Genomic DNA, 18948 nt, shown 5'->3' with positions numbered 1-18948 from the left:
CGGTCAGGCCAAAGACCAGGCGATGCCGTCGAGGATGTCGTGCTCGCTCACGACGACCTCCTCCGCGCCGATCCGCTCCATGATCGCCAGCAGGACGAGCGCGCCCGCCGCGATCACGTCCACCCGGCCCGGATGCATCGCCGGATGCGCCGCGCGCTGTGCGTGGGTGGCGTTCAGAAGGTTCTCGCTGATGTCCCTGACCCGGTCGACACCGATCCGCGCGTGGTGGATCCTCGCCGAGTCGTACGCCTCCAGGCCCAGGGCGATCGCCGCGACCGTCGTCACCGAGCCGGCCAGGCCGACCAGGGTGCGCGCCTCGCGCAACGGGACCGTCCGCTCGGCGAGGTCGAGCGCCGCCTCGATGTCGGCGCGCATCGCGGCGATCTGCCCGGGGGTAGGCGGGTCGGTGACCTTCCCGTCCACGACCAGGTGCCGCTCCGTCATCCGTACACAGCCCACGTCCACCGAGCGCGCGGCGCGCACCCGGTCGTCGCCGACCACGAACTCGGTCGAGCCGCCGCCGATGTCCACCACCAGGAAGGGCTTGGCCAGATCGGCGCGCCCCTTCAGTTCCCTCGTGGCGCCGGTGAAGGAGAACTCGGCCTCCTGGTCGCCGGTGATGACCTCGGGCTCGACGCCCAGGATGTCCAGCACCCCGCGCACGAACTCGTCCCGGTTCTCCGCGTCCCGGGAGGCCGAGGTGGCGACGAAACGCAGCCGCTGCGCGCCGTACTCCTTGATGGCGGCCGCGTACTCCCGGCAGGCCGCGAAGGTGCGCTCCAGCGCCTCGGGGGCCAGCCGTCCGGTGCGGTCGACGCCCTGGCCGAGGCGGACGATCGTCATCCGGCGGTCCAGGTCGACCAGCTCGCCGGTCTCGGGGTCGGCGTCCGCGACGAGGAGGCGGATCGAGTTCGTACCGCAGTCGACGGCGGCGACGCGGGTCATCGGGCGTCCGCCGTCGCGTCGTCCTGTCCGCCCCGTACCACGCACGTGCCCTTGCGCCACCACTGCGGGAGCATCTCCAGGGCCTCGTCGCCCAGCGGGTTCACGCCCGGACCGGCGGCCAGGGAGTGCGCGACGAGCACGTGCAGGCACTTCACGCGGTCCGGCATGCCGCCCGCGCTGGGGAAGTTCTTCAGTTCCTCGATCTCGTCCCGGCGCCGGATGTAGTCCTCGTGCGCGGCACGGTAGGAGGCGGCCAGCTCCGGGTCGCTCTGGAGCCGCGCCGTCATCTCCTTCATCACGCCGTTCGCCTCGAGCGTGCCGATGGCCGAGTTGGCCTTCGGGCACGTCAGGTAGTACAGCGTCGGGAAGGGCGTGCCGTCGGGCAGGCGGGGGGCCGTCTCCACGACGTCCGGCTCGCCGCACGGGCAGCGGTGGGCGATCGCGCGCAGACCGCGCGGCGGCCGTCCGAGCTGCTGCTTGAAGGCCTCGACGTCCTCGTCGGTGGGCTCGGTGCGCGGGGTGGTCGGCGGGGGCGTTTCCATGCCTGTCTTTCTATCGGTCGGTCACCGGTCGGATCACCGGTCGGTTCACCTGTCGCATTACCCGTCGGAGGCGTCGGACTTGTCGACGCCGTCCCAGACGTTCGAATACCAGGGGCGGTCGGTCGCCCCGAGGTCGGCGCGGGACTGCTCGGCCGCGTCCGGGTCGATCACCACGAACCCGGTCTCGCCCGGCAGCACGTAGTGCAGCCGCTGCCGGATCTGCTGCTCGGCGTAGGCGTCGTCCTGCCAGCGCGCCTTGAGGTCGCGCAGCTGCTCGACGCGTTCGCCGGCCTGCTGCTTCTCGCGCTCCAGATCGGCGATCTCGGCGCGCTGCGAGACGTACTGGCGCATCGGGTAGGCCAGGGCCACGATCAGCGTGCACAGGACGAGCGCGAGGAGCGCGGCGCGGCCGGTGAGCCGGGAGCGGCGCGCCTGGCGCTTGGTCTGGGAGCGGTAGACCCGGGCCGCGGTCTGCTCGCCGAGCAGCTTGATCCTGGTCGCGGTGGAGAAACGGTCCCGGTCCTTCACGGCCACTGCTTCCCGCCTCCCGTCTCACACGTGCGTACGTCCCCGCACACGGTACGGGACCGGGTACGGGGACGTACGTACGACTGGCGGAGCCTTGACCCGGTTCGGGTCGGCGGCGTCAGCCCTTGAAGCGGGGGAAGGCGCTGCGGCCGGCGTACACCGCGGCGTCGTCGAGGATCTCCTCGATGCGCAGCAGCTGGTTGTACTTGGCGACGCGGTCCGAGCGGGCCGGGGCGCCGGTCTTGATCTGACCGCAGTTCACCGCGACGGCGAGGTCGGCGATGGTGACGTCCTCGGTCTCGCCGGAGCGGTGGGACATCATGCACTTGAAGCCGTTGCGCTGGGCCATCTCGACGGCGTCCAGGGTCTCGGTCAGCGAACCGATCTGGTTGACCTTGACGAGCAGGGCGTTGGCGGAGCCCTCCTCGATGCCGCGGGCCAGGCGCTCGGGGTTGGTGACGAAGAGGTCGTCGCCGACGATCTGGACCTTGTCGCCCAGCTTGTCGGTGATGACCTTCCAGCCGGCCCAGTCGTCCTCGTACAGCGGGTCCTCGATGGAGACCAGCGGGTACGCGGAGACGAGCTCCTCGTAGTACTCGGTCATCTCGGCGGCCGAGCGGGACTTGCCCTCGAACTCGTACTTGCCGTCCTTGTAGAACTCGGACGCGGCGACGTCGAGCGCGAGCGCGATCTGCTCGCCGGGCACGTAACCGGCCTGCTTGATGGCCTCGATGATGAGGTCGAGCGCGGCACGGTTGGACTCGAGGTTCGGGGCGAAGCCGCCCTCGTCGCCGAGGCCGGTGGACAGGCCCTTGGTCTTCAGCACCTTCTTGAGGGTGTGGTAGACCTCGGCACCCCAGCGCAGGGCCTCGGAGAAGGACTCCGCGCCGATCGGGGCGATCATGAACTCCTGGATGTCCACGTTGGAGTCGGCGTGCGAGCCGCCGTTCAGGATGTTCATCATCGGCACCGGCAGCAGGTGCGCGTTGGGGCCGCCCAGGTAGCGGAACAGCGGCAGGTCGCTGGCCTCGGAGGCGGCGTGGGCGACGGCGAGCGAGACGCCGAGGATGGCGTTGGCGCCGAGCGAGCCCTTGTTGTCGGTGGCGTCCAGGTCGAACATGGCCTGGTCGATCAGGCGCTGCTCGGTGGCGTCGTAGCCGACGAGCTCCGGGCCGATCTGCTCGATGACGGCGAGGACCGCCTTCTCGACACCCTTGCCGAGGTAGCGGTTGGGGTCACCGTCGCGGAGCTCGATGGCCTCGAAGGCACCGGTGGAGGCACCGGACGGAACGGCGGCACGACCCGTGCTGCCGTCGTCGAGGCCGACCTCGACCTCGACCGTGGGGTTGCCTCGGGAGTCCAGGATTTCCCGGGCTACGACGACGTCGATGGACGGCACGAGCATCTCCTTCTTGGGATGTGACGCTGGTTGTGCGGGGACCGGGGGCCTTGATGAGCCCTGGCCGGGCCTTGCGACTAGAGCCTAACCGCCCCGGGGCCGTCGGCAGCCGACCGACCGTCCCGTGGACAGACAGACCGTACCTATTGTTTCCGCCCGGAACAAAGGGGGGTGGCCAAGAAAGTCCGACAACAGGTGGTGAACGGGCAAAGAGAAACCCCGCTCCGGTGCGTACGGGGGAACACGCACCGGAGCGGGGGCCCGTGGGGACGGGGGGGGTGACCCTCACGAGGTCTTCAGTGTGCCGACCTCGGATGTGAGGGCGCTGTGGCTTCTCTGGGGGCCAGGTGTCACTTCAGGTGAAGCTGCTGGCCCGGGAAGATGAGGTCGGCGTCGTCGACGATGTCCTTGTTCAGCTCGAACAGCTTCGCCCAGCCGCCCTTGACCTTGTGCTTCTCGGCGATGGTGCTGAGGGTGTCGCCCTTGACGACCTTGTACTCGCCGTCGCCCTTCTTGACCTTCTTGCCCGTCGGGGTGGTGACCGTCTTGGAGGCGGCCGGGCGGTCGGTCGAACGGGAGGCGCTCTGCTCGTCGGTCGAGCGGCTGCTGGTGCTGCCGCTGTTCGACGAGCTGGACGAACCGGAGGAGCTGGACGAGCCGGAGCTCGACGAGTCGGCGCTGCCGCCGTCGTACGCGGCGCCGGACAGGCCGGTGCCGCAGACCGGCCAGGCACCCTTGCCCTGACCCGCGAGAACCTTCTCGCCGATGGCGATCTGCTGCGACTTGGAGGCCTGGTCGGCCTGCGAGGCGTAGGCGGTGCCGCCGTACGCGGCCCAGGTGGACGCCGAGAACTGGAGGCCACCGTAGTAACCGTTGCCGGTGTTGATGGACCAGTTGCCGCCGGACTCGCACTGGGCGACCGCGTCCCACTCGGAGGTGGTGGCGGCGGAGGCGTTGCCGGCCGCCATCAGCGGGGCGGCGATGGCGACCCCGGTGACGCCGGCGAGCGCGGCGACGCGGGTGGCCTTGGAGGGACGGCGGTGCTTGCCCTTGGCGCAAAACAGCATGGTGGATCCCCTCACCGACGCCTGCGAGGTGAGCTGTCGGGTTCGGGCCGTGTGAGTTGCCCGGCCACTCCTCGTCCGCCGGAGCACTGCTCCGTGGGAGGTGTGGCTTCACCCCGAGCCGTTCCGGTCAACCGACCGGCGCGGCACTTACCTTGGGTCCCCCGCTCCTGCCTACGGCGCTTGACGCGACGACTGTTCCCGGGGCGCCGCTGGCAGGATTCGGCGTTGCGACGGCCGGGGCTCGGGTTGCCGAGCGGCCTCGACCGTAGACACGCGATCGACGGAATTTCAAAGACGATCAGGGCTTCTGAGACTCATCCCACACTTTCACCAAACCGGACATTCGGCGCGAAGCGTGACGTGAACTCCCGCTGTTTTTCTTGGGCTTTGCGCCCTATTCCACCCCTGTGTCGAGGGTCTGACCGGCGGCGATGTTGCTCGGGTCGGCGCCGATGAGGTCCCTGTTCTCGGCGTAGAGGGCGCTCCATCCGCCGTCGAGACCAAGGGAGTCGGCGATCGACGCGAGGGAGTCGCCCTCCTGGACGACATAGGTGGCGGCGGCATGCCGGCCGGCGGAGGCGGTGGTGGTGCCGCCCTCGGCGGCGTCGGTCGCGGCCTTGGTCGCCGCCTCGTCGGCGGTGGAGCCGCGATGCTTGCCGGAGCCGAGGGAGCCGGTGTCGACGAGGCTCCAGGAGCCCTCACTCTGGCCGGAATTGTCCGAGTCATCCGCTTCCGGGGTCGCCGTGGGCGAGCCGTCGCCCGTCGACCCGTCACCCCGACCGCCGGAACCGCCGGACGTGCCGGAGTCGTCCGCGACGGCGGAGGAAGAGGAGGAAGGGGAGGAAGCGGACGCCGAGGGTGAACTGGACGAATCGGCGGACGAGTCGGACGATCCGGTCGAGGAGTCGTCACTCGTCGAGGAGCCCGAGGATCCGGACAATCCCCTGGACAGGTCGGACAATCCGGATGAACCAGAGGAGTCGGACGCGTCGGACGAGTCGTCCGCCACGCCGGTGTCCACGTTCAGCGCGCCGTTCTCCTGGGTGAGCCCGGAGGTCAGCCCGCAGGTGCCCCACGCGCCGATGCCGTCGGCCGCGAGGACCTTCTGCGCCACGGCGATCTGCTGGCTGCGGCTGGCCAGGTCGGGGCTCGTCGCGTAGTCGAGGCCGCCGTACGCCTCCCAGTCCTTCTGGGTGAGGCTCAGGCCGCCGTACTCGCCGGCACCCTCGTCGGCGCTCCACGAGCCGCCGGTCTCGCACTGCGCCACCTTGTCCCACACCGTGCCGTCGGCCGCGCTCGCGGCGGAGGCGGCGAGCAGCGGGATGGCGATGGCGGAGCCCGTCACTCCGGCCGCGACGAGGAGCGCCGGGGCCTGGCGGGGGCGACGGTGACGACCGTTCCCGGAGAGCATGCGAGGGGCCTTTCTGTGGACAGCACTGAACGGCGCGGCGGGCGGAACCGATGCGTCGCGCTGACGAGTGAACGTATCGGCAGACGATCACTTGTCACAAGTTAATGCCGCGCAGATCACGTGAAGATCACAGACTTGAGTGTTGGTCACCTTTGCTCCGCCGAACGGTCACACTCCCGCTGACATCCGGTCAGACACGGTCCGGTTATGCATCGGAATGCACCGGAGTGAACGCGACCGGCAAAGTCCGCAGTCCGCGCATGATGAGCCCGCCGCGCCACCTCAACTCGCCCGGATCCACGGCCAGTCGGAGATCGGGCAGGCGGGTGAGGAGCGTGGCCAGCGCGGTCTGGCCCTCCAGGCGGGCCAGCGGGGCGCCCAGACAGTAATGGATGCCGTGGCCGTAGCCGAGGTGCTGGTTGTCGCGGCGGGACAGGTCGAGGGTGTCGGGATCGACGAAACGCGCCGGGTCACGGTCCGCGGCCGCCAGCACGACGAGGACGGGGTCGCCCGCCGCGATGTCCTGCCCGCCGACGCTCAGCGGCTCGGTCGCGAAGCGCCAGGTGGCGAGTTCCACGGGCCCGTCGTAGCGCAGGAGTTCCTCGACGCCCGTTTCGAGGAGAGCGCGGTCGCCGTCGTCCTCGGTGAGCGAGCGCTGGAGACGGTCGCGCTGCTCGGGGTGGGTGAGGAGGGCGTAGGTGCCGTTGCCGATGAGGTTGACGGTCGTCTCGAAGCCGGCGAACAGCAGGATGAAGGCCATGGCGGCGGCCTCGTTCTCGGTGAGGTGCTCACCGTGGTCCGACGCGCGGATCAGCCCGGAGATGAGGTCCTCTCCGGGAGCCGGGTCCGCGGGAAGCTCGGCGCGCTTGCGGTGGATGAGCTCCAGCAGGTAGCCGCGCATCTTCTTGACCGACCGCGCGACCCCGCCCCGCGGCCCCCCGCCGTGCCGGATCATCATCCCCGCCCAGTCACGGAAGTCGTCCTGGTCCTCGCGGGGGACGCCCAGCAGGTCGCAGATCGCGTAGATGGGGAGAGGAAAGGCGAAGTCGTGGATGAGGTCGGCCTCACCCTCGGCGGCGAACCGGTCGATGAGCTGATCCGTCAGTTCCTGCACACGGGACGCGAACTCGGCGACCCGGCGGGGCGTGAAGGCCTTGCTGACGAGCCGTCGCAGCCGGGTGTGGTCCGGCGGGTCGATGTTGAGCAGATGCGTCATCAGCTCGGCCTTGCGCTCGCCGGGGATGCCGGTCTTGCCCTTGGCGTGCGCCGGTTCGTCGTGGTGCGCCGGGTTCTTGGAGAGCCGCTGGTCGGCGAGGGCCTGCTTCGCGTCGGCGTACCGGGTGACCAGCCAGGCCTCGACACCGCTGGGCAACACGGTGCGGTGCACGGGGGCGTGCTCGCGCAGCCAGGCGTAGGCGGGATAGGGATCGGTGGCGAACTCCCAGGTGAAGAGTTCGGGAGCGGTGGTGTCTGACTCGGGCTGCTCGGTCACTCCATGACCGTAGCGGTGCCCTCATCCCACCCCGCGAGGGCCTTCCGCGGCGCGGCACCCCTGGGCACGGGACGGGCGACAGCAATCCACGTGACTAACCGTCGACGCCCTCGACAGCCCGGATCGCGTCGCGGTACGCCCGGGCCGCCGCGCGCAGCGCCGCCTCCGGGTCGACGCCCTCCGACTCGGCTCGCGCCGCCAGGGCGAGCAGTTCGTAGCCGATGCCCTGGGCCGCCGGCAGCGGCACCTCCAGTCGTGCCGTGCGGGCCCGGGACACCAGTTTCGCTGCGAGGGCCAGGCCGGGCTGGTGGAGGGGGACGCCGTCGGTCACCGACTCCCGCCGCTTCTCCGCCGCCTTCGTGCGCAGCCAGTGCTCCTTCACCTCCTCCGGGGTGGTGGCCGTGGCGTCGCCGAAGACATGGGGGTGGCGGTGGATGAGCTTGGCGACGATCGTGCCCGCGACGTCGTCCACGGAGAACGGGGACTCCTCGTCCTCCTCGGCGATGCGGGCGTGGAAGACGACCTGGAGCAGGACGTCGCCCAGCTCCTCGCGCAGTTCGTCGTGGTCACCGTCCTCGATCGCCTCGACCAGCTCGTACGACTCCTCGACCGCGTATTTCGCCAGCCCCTTGTGGGTCTGCCGGGAGGACCACGGGCATTCGACGCGGATCCGGTCCATGACCTGGACCAGGTCGAGGAGCCGGGCGCCGGGGAGGTCGTAGGAGGCGGGGAGCAGTTCCAGCTCGGGCATGGACACTCGGCCGGAGCCGGCCAGGCGGGCCAGGCCGTCGGTGAGGGCCGGTTCGCCCTCCCCGGTGGCCACGACCACGACCGTGCGGCCGTCGGCGCAGGCGGCGAGGAGTTCCTCGGCGGTCGGGGAGGTCTCGTCGACGGTGATGCCGGCGTCGCACAGATAGGGCAGCTGCGGATGCGCGCCGTCCGCGCACAGCACCCGGTCCGCCGTGCGCAGCGCCTGCCAGGCGGGCCAGGACAGCAGGCCGGGGGCGACCCGGTGGCTGGTGGTGAGCAGGACGACACGGCCCGGGGCGGTGACTGCGGCGTCGGCGTCGGCGGAGCTGATTGCGTTCACACCCCGAACGTAACCCACACCCGCCGACGGACCCCGCGAGTTATCCACAGGCGAACCGGCCGGTCGTACGATCACATGGTCACGTCGCCGTGTCGCCCCGTGATCGCGGGGTCGCGGAGACGCGGGGTCGCGGAGACGCGGGGTCGCGGGGTCGCGGAGACGCGTGATCACGTCGTCACCTGGTCACGTGGTCACGTGGTCTGCTGTGTCCCCGCCGTGGAGATCTCCCGCACCCAGGGCGTCTTCGCGTCGACGCGGGCGACCTTCTGCGCGTCCCAGTTCCCGTAGCGCGGGTTGAGGTCGACGTCGAGGGCCTTGGAGGCCTTGGACAGCGCGTTCCAGAAGGCGGGCTGGCTGGTGTTCGTGCCGAGCTCGGTGGCGAGTTTCTGGGCCTCCAGCTGGAGGCGCAGGTTCTCGTCGAGGCGCTGCGGCGGAATGCCGTACTGCTGGAGCCACGCCGTCTCGAGGCCCTGCGCGCCGCCCGCCTGCTGTTCCAGTCCGGCCCGCATCTCCTGGACCTCCCGACGGCTGACGGTGATGCCCGCGTCCTCGGCGGCGCGGTGCAACACCTTGTCCAGGACCATGCCGTGCAGGGTGTCGCGGGCGAGGGAGCCGGTCTGGGCGACGGCCTGCGCGTACTGGGCGTCGTCGGTGACCGCTGCCCGCTGGGCGGCGCGCACCTCGTTCACCCGGCTCTCCAGCTGCGCGACGGTGATCCGCTGGCCGCCGACGACGGCCGCGGCACCGGGATGCGTGTCGTTCCCGCAGGCGGTGAGGAGAGGGGCCGCCATGATCGCGGCGGACAGCAGGAGCGCGGTGCGACGGCGGCGGTGCAAGGGAAACCTCCCGAGGAGATTGTGCGACGGTGCACAAAGTCTTGCGGTGATCGATGTTAGGCAGTGGGACGGCTGGGGCCAACCCATTCGACCAACGATTCACCGAGACTTCGGGCACCGCCGCGCCCGCTCGTCGCCCGCTCTTCGGTGCGAGGGCTCAGCCCTGCGCGTCCACCGCGTGCTCGACGGCCTCGGGTGATCCGGTTCAGCCGACGATGGCGACCGGCGCGTCCCACGCGTCGCGGTCCACGGTGATCGTGTAACCGCCGCGGGTCTCCTTGCTGTTGACCAGGTACTGGTGACCGCGGCTGTGGTTGGTGAACTGGGTGGCGCCCCACGGCCAGTCGGTGGTCGTGGTGTCCTTCTTGTCCCACAGCGCGTACCAGAGGTTGCCCGGCAGGTCCGTCTTGTTCGTGGCGGTGGCGATGGCCTTGGCGCTGGAACTGCTGAAGCCGTAGTACCCGCCCCGGTAGACCTTGGCGCGCAGCGTCTTGGTGAAGGAGCGCACATACGCCAGCACGGCGTCGTTGCACGCCTTGTCGGTGATGTCGTACGCCTCCATGTCGAGGTAGATCGGGCTGCCGGCCTTCATGCCGAGCGCCGCGGCCTTGGCGACCGCGTCCGCGCCGTCGGTCGCGCCCAGGGAGGTGGCCGTGGCGGCGGTGATCTTCTCGGGGCTGGAGCCCGTCTGGCAGGGCGGCTGGGCGCCGACGTAGAGCGGGATCAGCTTCCATCCGGCCGTGTTGACCGACTTCACCCAGGAGGCGGTCAGGTTGGGCTGCGCGCAGCCGCGGTTCTTGCCGCCGACGTAGACGGCGGCGCCCCCGTAGTAGCCGTCGGTCTTCCAGGCCTTCATCGCGGCCTGCGAGGGCGCGGTGCAGGCGTCGAAGGCCCGGCCGGTGTACGTCTTCTGGGCGGGCCAGGTGGTGGCCGCCATCGAGGTCTGCGCCGCTATCCCGGCCCCCGCGAGGACGGCCGCGCCGGCCACGCCCCACGTGATGTATCTGCGCTTTCTGGACTGCCGGTGCTCGGCCATCCCCACCCCATCGTTCGTCTGTGTGTACGGCGCTCCGGCCGCGTACGGCGGCGCCCGTCGAAGTCCCCTGATCGGTGCGACGATACGGTGTCGACTCGACGTCCGCACCGAACGGATCGCACCGTAACCCGTGGCATCCCAGCGCTCGGGAAACACAGGGCCCCCATAGCGACAAGATTCGCTCATGTCACAGTAAAGAAGCGACGGCCTGGAGAGGGCCGCCGGTGTCCTACCCTGGCCCTCTGCTTACTTGGGGGACGACATGACGATGCCGACGGTGCCGACCACGCGCGCGGAGAGACAACTGACGGCCGGCTGGTTCCAGCGGCTCGCCTGGGTGCTGCTGGTCTGGGTCTCGCTGGGCTTCCTGGTCTGGGTGCCCTTCCTCTACGTGGCGGTCCGCCGCGGCCTCTCCTCGGACTGGGTGGCCTTCGGCTCGTTCGCGCTGTACGAGTGCCTGATCCTGCCGTGGGCGGTGATGACGCCCGACGGCGACGGTGACGCCTTCTTCGGCATCGCCATCCTGGTGACCCTGCTGACGGGGACGGTGCTGCTGCTGTCCGCGGTGTTCGACAAGAAGATCCCGGCCGCCCAGCCGGCGTACGGAGCGCCCATGGCCCCGCAGGGCCAGCCGTACCAGCAGGGGTACCCCTACGGCCGTTAGGACCTGCGAGGGACGGCCCGACCCTCAGGCGGCGCGGGCGAGGAAGTCCCTGGGGCACCGCCGGCGCCGGCAGGCATCGCGGCGCCCGCCTCAGAGGGGGTGCCGCATCCACACGTTGGGCTCGACGTACACCGCGTAGTCCCGCTCCGGCTCGCACCGCACCGGGACCAGCGCGCCGGGCACCTCGACGTCGCCCCGCGCGTCGAAGGGCAGCCCGGTCCAGCGGCGCCACTCCGCCAGCGAACCCGCCACCGTCATCGACGCCGGCGCGACCCGCTCGATGCTCGCGCCCGCCCGGACGTGCACCCGCAGCCACGGGTCGTACGGCAGCCCGTCCTCCCGCACCCGGTGCGCGTACTCCTCGATCGGAACACGCGGCTCGAGATGCTTGGCGTTCGGCCGGACCGGGGCCACGACCTCGGTGAAGCCCTTCGCCCGGGCGCCGTCCCGCATCGCCGTGAGCATCCGCCCGGACAGGCCGAGGCCCTGCGCGTGCGGGGCGATGACGATCGAGATCGCGCTCACCGTGTCGGGCCGGGCCCCGCTGCGCTGGTCGGCGAAGGCCCAGACGAGCACCTGGTCCCAGCCCCGGGCGGGCAGTTCGCCCCGCCCTTCGGTGTGCAGGGCGAACGGCACGCTGTAGGCATGGGCGACGACCTGCCCCCGCTCGTCCTGCGCGAACAGGACGTACTCCGGGAACTCGACCGGGATCCGCCCGTAGTGCGCGTTGCCCACCGGGTCCTGTGTCGCGAACTCCGGCCAGGTGTCGGGCATGTCCTGGACCGGGCCGAGCATGTCGGGACGGTCCGCGAGGCTGGACACCTTCAGTTCCATACGGTCACGGTAGGCGAGGAGACGAACGGGCGGCACCGGATTTCGGCGGCCCCGGGCTGCGACGGCTCCGGGCTGCGGCGGCACCGGCCCCAGCCTCGCCTTCGGCACCGCCCTTGGCACAGGCTTCCGCATCGCCCTCGGCACCGGCCTCGACGGGTGCCGCCGTCGCGCCGGTGCCGCTCACCCCGCGTGGAAGCGCTCCGGCGCCTTCGTGGGGTTGCCCCCGGCGGGGAGTTTCTGGGCGGGGCAGGTCTCGAGGACCTCCTCCATCGCGGACTTCTCCGCCGCGGTGACCCACAGTTCGTACTTCTTCTTCACGGCGACCTGCGCCGCGACGTACGTGCACCGGTAGGCCTTGTTGGGCGGCAGCCAGGTCGCCGTGTCTCCGTCCCCCTTGGAACGGTTGGTGCTCGCGTCGACGGCCAGGAGGTTGAGCGGATCGTTGGCGAGAGCTATCCGCTTGCCGGCGTCCCAGTACTTGGCGCCCTTCTGCCAGGCGTCCGACAGAGCGACGATGTGATCGATGTCGACCTTGCTGCTGCCCCGCCGGTACGTCACGTCCTTGCCGGAGTACGGGTCCGACTCCAGCACGCCGTAGGACACCTTGCACGCGCCGCCGGTGAACTTCACCTCGTCCAGATCCCGTTTGAGTATGTCGTCACGGGTGTCGCAGGAGTTCGAGTCGGTGTCCGCCCAGGCGGTGCCGAACTTCTCCCGGTCGTAGCCGGTCTTGGGCGCCCGCCCTTTCACGGTCAGCGACTCGGCCGCCGCGAGAGCCGCTCCGCCGCTCCCCGCTCCGCCCCCCGCCGTAGCTCCCGCACCACCGGATCCGGTACCGGAGTCCGAGCCGGTGACCGTCTCCTTGCACCCGGCCACCGAAACGGCACACATCAGCACGGCGGCAACCGCCGCCCCACCCCTCAGACGCCTCACGCGCCCCTCCCCTGCCAGCCCGACGCCACCCCGCAAGGGGCGCTTTCCCCTGACGGGCACTGGCACACACCGTAGCGAGGGGGCGCTCGGAGGCAGTCGGGAGGTCCAGACCACCACCGACCCAAGTGGGCATACCGCACTTATCGGGAATATCGTCGATGGAGAGTCACCTCCTCCCGGAAGGAGCTCTGGATGGGCATCCTCGACAGGTTCAAGGGCAACAAGGCGGCACAGGACAAGGCCAGGGACATGTCCGACGTCGCGGAGCGGAAGGCGAACGAGAAGACGGGCAACAAGTACGAGTCCCAGGTCGACTCCGGGCAGCGGAAGCTGCACGAGCGGCTCGGCATGGACGAGGAACGGCCGCCCGACCAGCCTTAGCCCGCGGTCTCGCCCCGGAGCCGGCCGCAGCACTCGGCCGCAGCCCGGCCCGAGGACTTGCGGGGCTGAGCCGAGCCACCGCCACCACCCGACATCACCCGGCGCTTGAGGCCGTCCGCGCGGAGCGAGTCCGCCGCGGGCGGCTTCGCCCCACCTCGGGAGGAGCGGGCGCGAAGCTCACACCCGGCCTATGCCGAGCGTCGACTCCGAGGGCAGCAGTCCGGATCCCAGCACCGCGACCCAGTAGTCGCCGAGGAGTGCGGCCAGCCGTTCCGTGCGGTGCGGCCCGAGTGCCTGCCAGGGGCCCAGGGCCAGCCGGTCGGTGTCGTCCTCGACGCGGCTGCGCAGGTCACGCCCCGCCTCCGTCGCCGTACCGTCAGGCTCGAGGAGCCCTCTGGCCGCGAGCCGCTCACCCGCCGCCGCCCACTCCTCGCGGGTCCAGCCACGGCTTCGGAAGCGCTCGACGGACGCGGCGCCTGTCGCGGCGAAGGACACCAGCGCCTCGACCGGATCGAGGCCGGCGATGAGCAGGGCGGCGAGATGACCGTCGCCACGGTGCTCCCGCAGGACGGTCGCCGCCTGCCAGAGCTGGAGGTGGGGCTCGCTCGGCCACTCCAGCGCGGCGTTGGCCGAGGCCAGGGGGCGCCCTGCCGTGACGGTCGCCGCGGCGGCTCGGCGGGCGAGAGCGGCGGCCTCGGCCAGTTCGGGGCCGTCCACCAGGTCGCCGAACAGCTTGCGGTACAGGCGGTCGACGCCTCTCCGTCGCGCCGCCAGGGCGGCTTCGGGGGTGGCGACCTTCCAGGCGTCCTCGACGTACCGGGCGACCATGCCGGGCTGGAAACTGTAGAAGGCGGAGGTCACCGCCTCGGCACTCACCGGGCCCAACGGGGCGGCACGGAACGGGAAGTAGCTCCCCCAGCGCTCCTCGGTCGAGTAGCCGAGCGCACCGGCCTCCTCGAAGACCTCCGGCGCGTAGTAGACCACCGCGTGCAGCGGCTCCAGCAGATGCCAGAGCCTGCGCGCCTGCGCCGGAGCGACCTGTTCCCCCCGTGCGTCCTGCCGCCCGAACCGCTCGCCCCGCTCGTCCCGTTCGTAGTGGTCGGCCTTCTCGGCTGCCTGGTGCTCGTGATTCTCGGACATGACGGCTCCCCCTCGTCGCGTTCGGACATCGGCCACAACTTGACACTGACAAGATTGCCGGAACCTCGCGAACTTGTCAATGTCTAGATACCGCGTACGCTGCTGTCCATGAGCGACCGCCCCTACCATCACGGTGACCTCCGGCGCGCCATCCTGGCCGCCGCCCTGGACGTCATCGCCACCGACGGCCCCACCGGGCTGAGCCTGCGCGACCTGGCCCGCCGCGCCGGTGTCTCGCACGCGGCGCCGGCCCACCACTTCCGGGACCGCACGGGTCTGCTGACGGCGATCGCGGCGGAGGGGCACGGGCTGCTGGCCACCGCGCTGGCGGAGGCGACGGATCTACGGGACGCGGGCGTGCGCTACGTCCGCTTCGCGCGCGAACACCCGGCGCACTTCCAGGTGATGTTCGCACCCGAACTGCTGCGCGCCGACGACCTGGAGCTGACCACGGCCCGCGCCCTGTCGGCCGCCGCCCTGACCGACGCCATCGCCACCTCCGCACCCACCGGGGGCGGCACAAACGGCGCGGACGGCTCGGACGCCCGACTGGCCCGTATCGCCGCCTGGTCCCTGGCCCACGGCTTCGCCACCCTCCTGCTCGGCCACAACCTCGACCGCCTCCTGGGCGACGACGACCCCGAGGAGGTGCTCCGCGCGCTGCCGATGGTGCTGTTCCCGTCGGCCTGAGACGGGCGGGGCCAACGGCGGGCCATCGGCTGGTCACCGGCAGGCCACCGGCGGACGGATCCGACCGGTGGCCCGGGAAACGGCCGTACCCCCGCACGCGGCACGGACCGCGACACGCGACCGCGGGCCTACGACCCCAGCACCGAAGCCAGCAACTCGCCGACCCAGGCCAGCAGTTCGCGTCCGACCAGCGGCCTGCCGCCGACCTTCGCGGTCTTCGGGCGGGGCACCATGATCTGGTGCGCGGCCGGCTTGATGACGGTCCCGGGGTACAGCCGCTTGAGCCGCAGTTCCTGGGACTCGCGCAACTCCACCGGCGCGAAGCGGATGTTGGCGCCCTGGAGCACGATCTCGCCGACGCCACACGCGCGTGCCAGCATGCGCAGCCCCGCCACCAGCAGCAGGTTCTCCACCGGTTCCGGCAACTTGCCGTAGCGGTCGACGAGTTCCTCGCGGACCGCCTTGACGTCCTCCTCCGAGTTGGCGGAGGCGATGGACCGGTAGGCCTGGAGGCGCAGCCGCTCGCCGGGCGCGTAGTCGTGCGGGACGTGCGCGTCGACGGGCAGTTCGACCTTGACCTCGAGCGGCGGCTCCTCCTCGACGCCGCCGGACTCCAGCTGACGCCGGTAGTCCGCGACGGCCTCGCCGACCATCCGGACGTACAGGTCGAAACCGACGCCCGCGATGTGACCGGACTGTTCGCCGCCGAGCAGGTTTCCGGCGCCCCGGATCTCCAGGTCCTTCATCGCCACGTACATGCCCGCGCCCATCTCGGTGTGCTGGGCGATGGTGGCGAGACGCTCGTGGGCGGTCTCCGTGAGGGGCTTCTCCGGGGGGTAGAGGAAGTAGGAGTAACCCCGCTCGCGCCCTCGTCCGACCCGGCCGCGCAGCTGGTGCAGCTGGGACAGCCCGAAGGTGTCTCCGCGTTCCACGATCAGCGTGTTCGCGTTGGAGATGTCGATGCCGGACTCGACGATCGTCGTCGAGACGAGCACATCGAACTTCTTCTCCCAGAAGTCGACGACGACCTGTTCCAGCGCCGTCTCCGACATCTGGCCGTGGGCGGTGGCGATGCGCGCCTCGGGCACGATCTCGCGCAGTTTCGCCGCCGCGCGGTCGATCGACTCGACCCGGTTGTGGATGTAGAAGACCTGCCCCTCGCGCAGCAGTTCGCGGCGGATGGCGGCGCCGATCTGCTTCTGCTCGTAGGGTCCGACGAAGGTGAGCACCGGGTGGCGCTCCTCCGGCGGTGTGGTGATCGTCGACATCTCGCGGATGCCGGTCACCGCCATCTCCAGGGTTCTGGGGATCGGCGTCGCCGACATCGTCAGGACGTCGACGTTCGCGCGCAGCTTCTTCAGCTGCTCCTTGTGCTCGACGCCGAAGCGCTGCTCCTCGTCGACGATGACCAGGCCGAGGTCCTTGAACTTCGTCTCGGAGGAGAACAGGCGGTGGGTGCCGATGACGATGTCCACCGCGCCCTCGCGCAGCCCTTCCAGGGTGGCCTTCGCCTCGGTGTCCGTCTGGAAGCGGGACAGCGCCCTGACGTTCACCGGGAACTGCGCGTACCGCTCGCTGAACGTGCCGAAGTGCTGCTGCACGAGGAGGGTGGTGGGCACGAGGACGGCGACCTGCTTGCCGTCCTGGACGGCCTTGAAGGCGGCCCGGACGGCGATCTCCGTCTTGCCGTAGCCGACGTCGCCGCAGATCAGGCGGTCCATCGGGACCGTCTTCTCCATGTCGTCCTTGACTTCGGCGATGGTGGTGAGCTGGTCGGGCGTCTCCGCGTAGGGGAAGGCGTCCTCCAGTTCGCGCTGCCAGGGGGTGTCCGTGCCGAAGGCGTGGCCGGGGGCCGCCATCCGCGCGCTGTACAGCTTGATCAGGTCGGCGGCGATCTCCTTGACCGCCTTCTTGGCGCGCGCCTTGGTCTTCGTCCAGTCCGCGCCGCCGAGCCGGTGCAGCGTGGGGGCCTCACCGCCGACGTACTTGGTGATCTGCTCCAGCTGGTCGGTGGGGATGTAGAGACGGTCGCCGGGCTGGCCGCGCTTGGCGGGCGCGTACTCCACGACCAGGTACTCGCGCGTGGCGCCCTGGACGGTGCGCTGCACCATCTCGATGTAGCGGCCCACGCCGTGCTGTTCGTGGACGATGTAGTCGCCCGCCTCCAGGGTGAGCGGGTCGATGGTCTTCCTGCGGCGCGCGGGCATCCGCGCGCCGTCCTTGCCGGCCGCCTTCTGGCCGGTCAGGTCGGTCTCCGTGAGGACGGCGAGGCGGAGCGCCGGGTCGACGAAGCCGTAGTCGATCGAGCCGCAGGAGACGTGCACCACGGACGGCGTGAGCTCGGCCAGGTCCGCGTCCAGACGGGCCGCGACGCCCTCGCCGCCGAGCACCTCGACGGTGCGGGCCGCCGGGCCGTGGGCCTCGGTGACGAAGGCGACGCGCCAGCCGTCGGCCAGCCAGCCCTTGGTGTCGGCCAGCGCCTTCGCGGTGTCGCCGCGGTAGGTCTCCGGGGCGTGCATGCCCAGCTTCAGCGTGTCGGCGGACCCGGCCGCGTCATCGGCCTCCGTGAACGACTCGTCGGCCGCGAACGGCGACACCGACCACCACATCATGTCCAGCTCGCGCGCGTGGTCACGGACGTTGGCGATGGACCACAGGGAGGCCGCGCCGACGTCGATGGGAGCCTCGCCACCGCCGGCGGTGGCCGCCCAGGACGCCTGGAGGAACTCCTGGGACGTCGCCACGAGATCGGTGGCACGCGTGCGTACCCGCTCCGGGTCGCAGACGACGGCCATGGCGCCCTTGGGCAGGACGTCGAGCAGCAGCTCCATGTCGTCGACCAGCACCGGGGCCAGGGACTCCATGCCCTCGACGGCGATGCCCTCGGCGATCTTGCCGAGCAGTTCGCCCAGCTCGGGGTGTTCCTCGGTGAGGGCACGCGCACGCGTGCGCACCTCGTCCGTCAACAGGAGTTCACGGCACGGCGGGGCCCACAGGCCGTGTTCGGCGACTTCCAGCGAGCGCTGGTCGGCGACCTTGAAGTAGCGGATCTCCTCGACGTCGTCGCCCCAGAACTCGACGCGCAGGGGGTGTTCCTCGGTGGGCGGGAACACGTCCAGGATGCCGCCGCGTACGGCGAACTCGCCACGCTTCTCGACGAGCTCCACGCGCGCGTAGGCGGCTGCGGCGAGGGCTTCGACGATCTCGTTCAGGTCGGCGGTCCGGCCGGTGCGCAGCGCCACGGGTTCCAGGTCGCCGAGACCCTTGACCTGCGGCTGGAGTACCGAGCGGACGGGCGCCACGACGACCGAGACAGGGCCGGTCTCCGGGTCGTCGGGGCGCGGGTGGGCCAGTCGGCGCAGGATGGCGAGACGGCGGCCGACGGTGTCGCTGCGCGGGCTGAGCCGCTCGTGCGGGAGCGTCTCCCAGGAGGGGTACTCCACCACGCCGTCCGGCGGGAGCAGCGAGCGCAGGGCCGCGGCCAGGTCCTCGGCCTCGCGGCCGGTGGCCGTCACCGCGAGGACCGTGCGGCCGGTCTCGCGGGCGAGGGCGGCGATGGCGAACGGGCGGGCCGCCGGGGGGCCGACCAGGTCGACGTGCATGCGGTTGCCGTCGGCGGCCGCGGGGATCGCTTCCGCGAGGGCGGTGTCCTTGACGACGGCGTCGAGCAGACCGTGCAGGCTCATGGAGGGCTGGGCTTTCCGTCCGAGGGGCCGGGGTGCGTCCGGGGGCGGGCGTACCGGGGTCCGGGGTGGGCAACGCGAAGGGCCCGACGCGTGTCACGGGCCGGGGGTGTCCAGCGTACGTCGGGGCGGGATCGTTCGCCGGGGGCTGTGGACAACCCGGGGGGGCGGTGGGGTTGTGCGGGACGTTCCTCGCCCCCGCCGCCCCTGCCCTTTCCCGCCCCGGCGGCTGCCGCCCCCGGACCCCCGCCTCGGCCTGGACAACCTCGTGCTCGAG

Annotated in this window: 17 protein-coding genes and 1 riboswitch; of the genes, 3 read left to right on the top strand and 14 right to left on the bottom strand. The window is 71.1% G+C overall.

Features of this window, described 5'->3' with window-relative positions; all coding sequences use genetic code 11:
- Positions 1 to 3: 3 nt before the first annotated feature.
- The 10 genes from OG440_RS22060 to OG440_RS22015 all read right to left on the bottom strand — a co-directional run bounded on the left by OG440_RS22060 (position 4) and on the right by OG440_RS22015 (position 10346).
- Positions 4 to 945 carry an exopolyphosphatase gene (locus tag OG440_RS22060; RefSeq protein ID WP_406008519.1) on the bottom strand — a complete coding sequence of 314 codons (942 nt, stop codon included), beginning with the start codon at positions 943 to 945 and terminating at the stop codon, positions 4 to 6.
- Entirely contained in the window at positions 942 to 1487 is a 546-nt protein-coding gene (locus tag OG440_RS22055; RefSeq protein ID WP_406008518.1) for a DUF501 domain-containing protein, read from the bottom strand. Before OG440_RS22055 ends, OG440_RS22060 begins: the two co-directional genes overlap by 4 nt.
- Positions 1488 to 1544: 57 nt before the next feature.
- Complete coding sequence (locus OG440_RS22050) at positions 1545 to 2021, bottom strand: septum formation initiator family protein (RefSeq protein ID WP_406008517.1); 477 nt, start codon at positions 2019 to 2021, stop codon at positions 1545 to 1547.
- Positions 2022 to 2133: 112 nt separating this feature from the next.
- Positions 2134 to 3420 (bottom strand): phosphopyruvate hydratase, encoded by a 1287-nt coding sequence (gene eno / locus OG440_RS22045; RefSeq protein WP_054244161.1) that lies wholly within the window; start codon positions 3418 to 3420, stop codon positions 2134 to 2136.
- A 344-nt stretch (positions 3421 to 3764) separates the two neighbouring features.
- Entirely contained in the window at positions 3765 to 4481 is a 717-nt protein-coding gene (locus tag OG440_RS22040; RefSeq protein ID WP_406008516.1) for a transglycosylase family protein, read from the bottom strand.
- Positions 4482 to 4484: 3 nt separating this feature from the next.
- Positions 4485 to 4670, bottom strand: a riboswitch (cyclic di-AMP (ydaO/yuaA leader).
- Between the two features lie 205 nt (positions 4671 to 4875).
- A complete protein-coding gene (locus OG440_RS22035) occupies positions 4876 to 5892 on the bottom strand; it encodes a transglycosylase family protein (protein ID WP_406008515.1) in 1017 nt (338 codons plus the stop codon).
- A 205-nt stretch (positions 5893 to 6097) separates the two neighbouring features.
- A complete protein-coding gene (locus OG440_RS22030; RefSeq protein WP_406008514.1) occupies positions 6098 to 7384 on the bottom strand; it encodes a cytochrome P450 in 1287 nt (428 codons plus the stop codon).
- Positions 7385 to 7478: 94 nt separating this feature from the next.
- On the bottom strand, positions 7479 to 8474 hold the full coding sequence (locus tag OG440_RS22025) for a nucleoside triphosphate pyrophosphohydrolase (protein WP_406008513.1): 996 nt from the start codon (positions 8472 to 8474) through the stop codon (positions 7479 to 7481).
- A 191-nt stretch (positions 8475 to 8665) separates the two neighbouring features.
- A complete protein-coding gene (locus OG440_RS22020; protein ID WP_406008512.1) occupies positions 8666 to 9310 on the bottom strand; it encodes a SurA N-terminal domain-containing protein in 645 nt (214 codons plus the stop codon).
- A gap of 205 nt (positions 9311 to 9515) precedes the next feature.
- Positions 9516 to 10346: a glycoside hydrolase domain-containing protein gene (locus OG440_RS22015; protein WP_406008511.1), complete on the bottom strand. Its 831-nt coding sequence runs from the start codon at positions 10344 to 10346 to the stop codon at positions 9516 to 9518.
- 262 nt (positions 10347 to 10608) lie between these two features.
- On the opposite strand from OG440_RS22015, the gene OG440_RS22010 reads away from it, so the two are divergent.
- Positions 10609 to 11010 (top strand): hypothetical protein, encoded by a 402-nt coding sequence (locus tag OG440_RS22010; protein WP_406008510.1) that lies wholly within the window; start codon positions 10609 to 10611, stop codon positions 11008 to 11010.
- 90 nt (positions 11011 to 11100) lie between these two features.
- Here the strand turns inward: OG440_RS22010 and OG440_RS22005 are convergent, their stop codons facing one another.
- Positions 11101 to 11844 carry an N-acetyltransferase gene (locus OG440_RS22005; RefSeq protein WP_406008509.1) on the bottom strand — a complete coding sequence of 248 codons (744 nt, stop codon included), beginning with the start codon at positions 11842 to 11844 and terminating at the stop codon, positions 11101 to 11103.
- A gap of 180 nt (positions 11845 to 12024) precedes the next feature.
- Positions 12025 to 12777, bottom strand: a complete 753-nt coding sequence (locus OG440_RS22000) for an HNH endonuclease family protein (protein ID WP_406008508.1) — start codon at positions 12775 to 12777, stop codon at positions 12025 to 12027.
- A 192-nt stretch (positions 12778 to 12969) separates the two neighbouring features.
- Here OG440_RS22000 and OG440_RS21995 point away from each other — a divergent pair, with 192 nt between their 5' ends.
- Positions 12970 to 13158 (top strand): antitoxin, encoded by a 189-nt coding sequence (locus OG440_RS21995; RefSeq protein WP_406008507.1) that lies wholly within the window; start codon positions 12970 to 12972, stop codon positions 13156 to 13158.
- 177 nt (positions 13159 to 13335) lie between these two features.
- Here the strand turns inward: OG440_RS21995 and OG440_RS21990 are convergent, their stop codons facing one another.
- Entirely contained in the window at positions 13336 to 14298 is a 963-nt protein-coding gene (locus OG440_RS21990; RefSeq protein ID WP_406008506.1) for an SCO6745 family protein, read from the bottom strand.
- Positions 14299 to 14406: 108 nt separating this feature from the next.
- Here OG440_RS21990 and OG440_RS21985 point away from each other — a divergent pair, with 108 nt between their 5' ends.
- Complete coding sequence (locus OG440_RS21985; RefSeq protein WP_406008505.1) at positions 14407 to 14988, top strand: TetR/AcrR family transcriptional regulator; 582 nt, start codon at positions 14407 to 14409, stop codon at positions 14986 to 14988.
- Positions 14989 to 15116: 128 nt separating this feature from the next.
- Here the strand turns inward: OG440_RS21985 and mfd are convergent, their stop codons facing one another.
- Positions 15117 to 18674 carry a transcription-repair coupling factor gene (mfd, locus tag OG440_RS21980; protein WP_406008504.1) on the bottom strand — a complete coding sequence of 1186 codons (3558 nt, stop codon included), beginning with the start codon at positions 18672 to 18674 and terminating at the stop codon, positions 15117 to 15119.
- Positions 18675 to 18948: the final 274 nt, after the last annotated feature.

The organism is Streptomyces sp. NBC_00637 (genome assembly GCF_045161545.1).
Classification (GTDB): domain Bacteria; phylum Actinomycetota; class Actinomycetes; order Streptomycetales; family Streptomycetaceae; genus Streptomyces.
The sequence above is the reverse complement of the archived record's forward strand: the minus strand, read 5'-3'. Positions and strand labels throughout refer to the sequence as shown.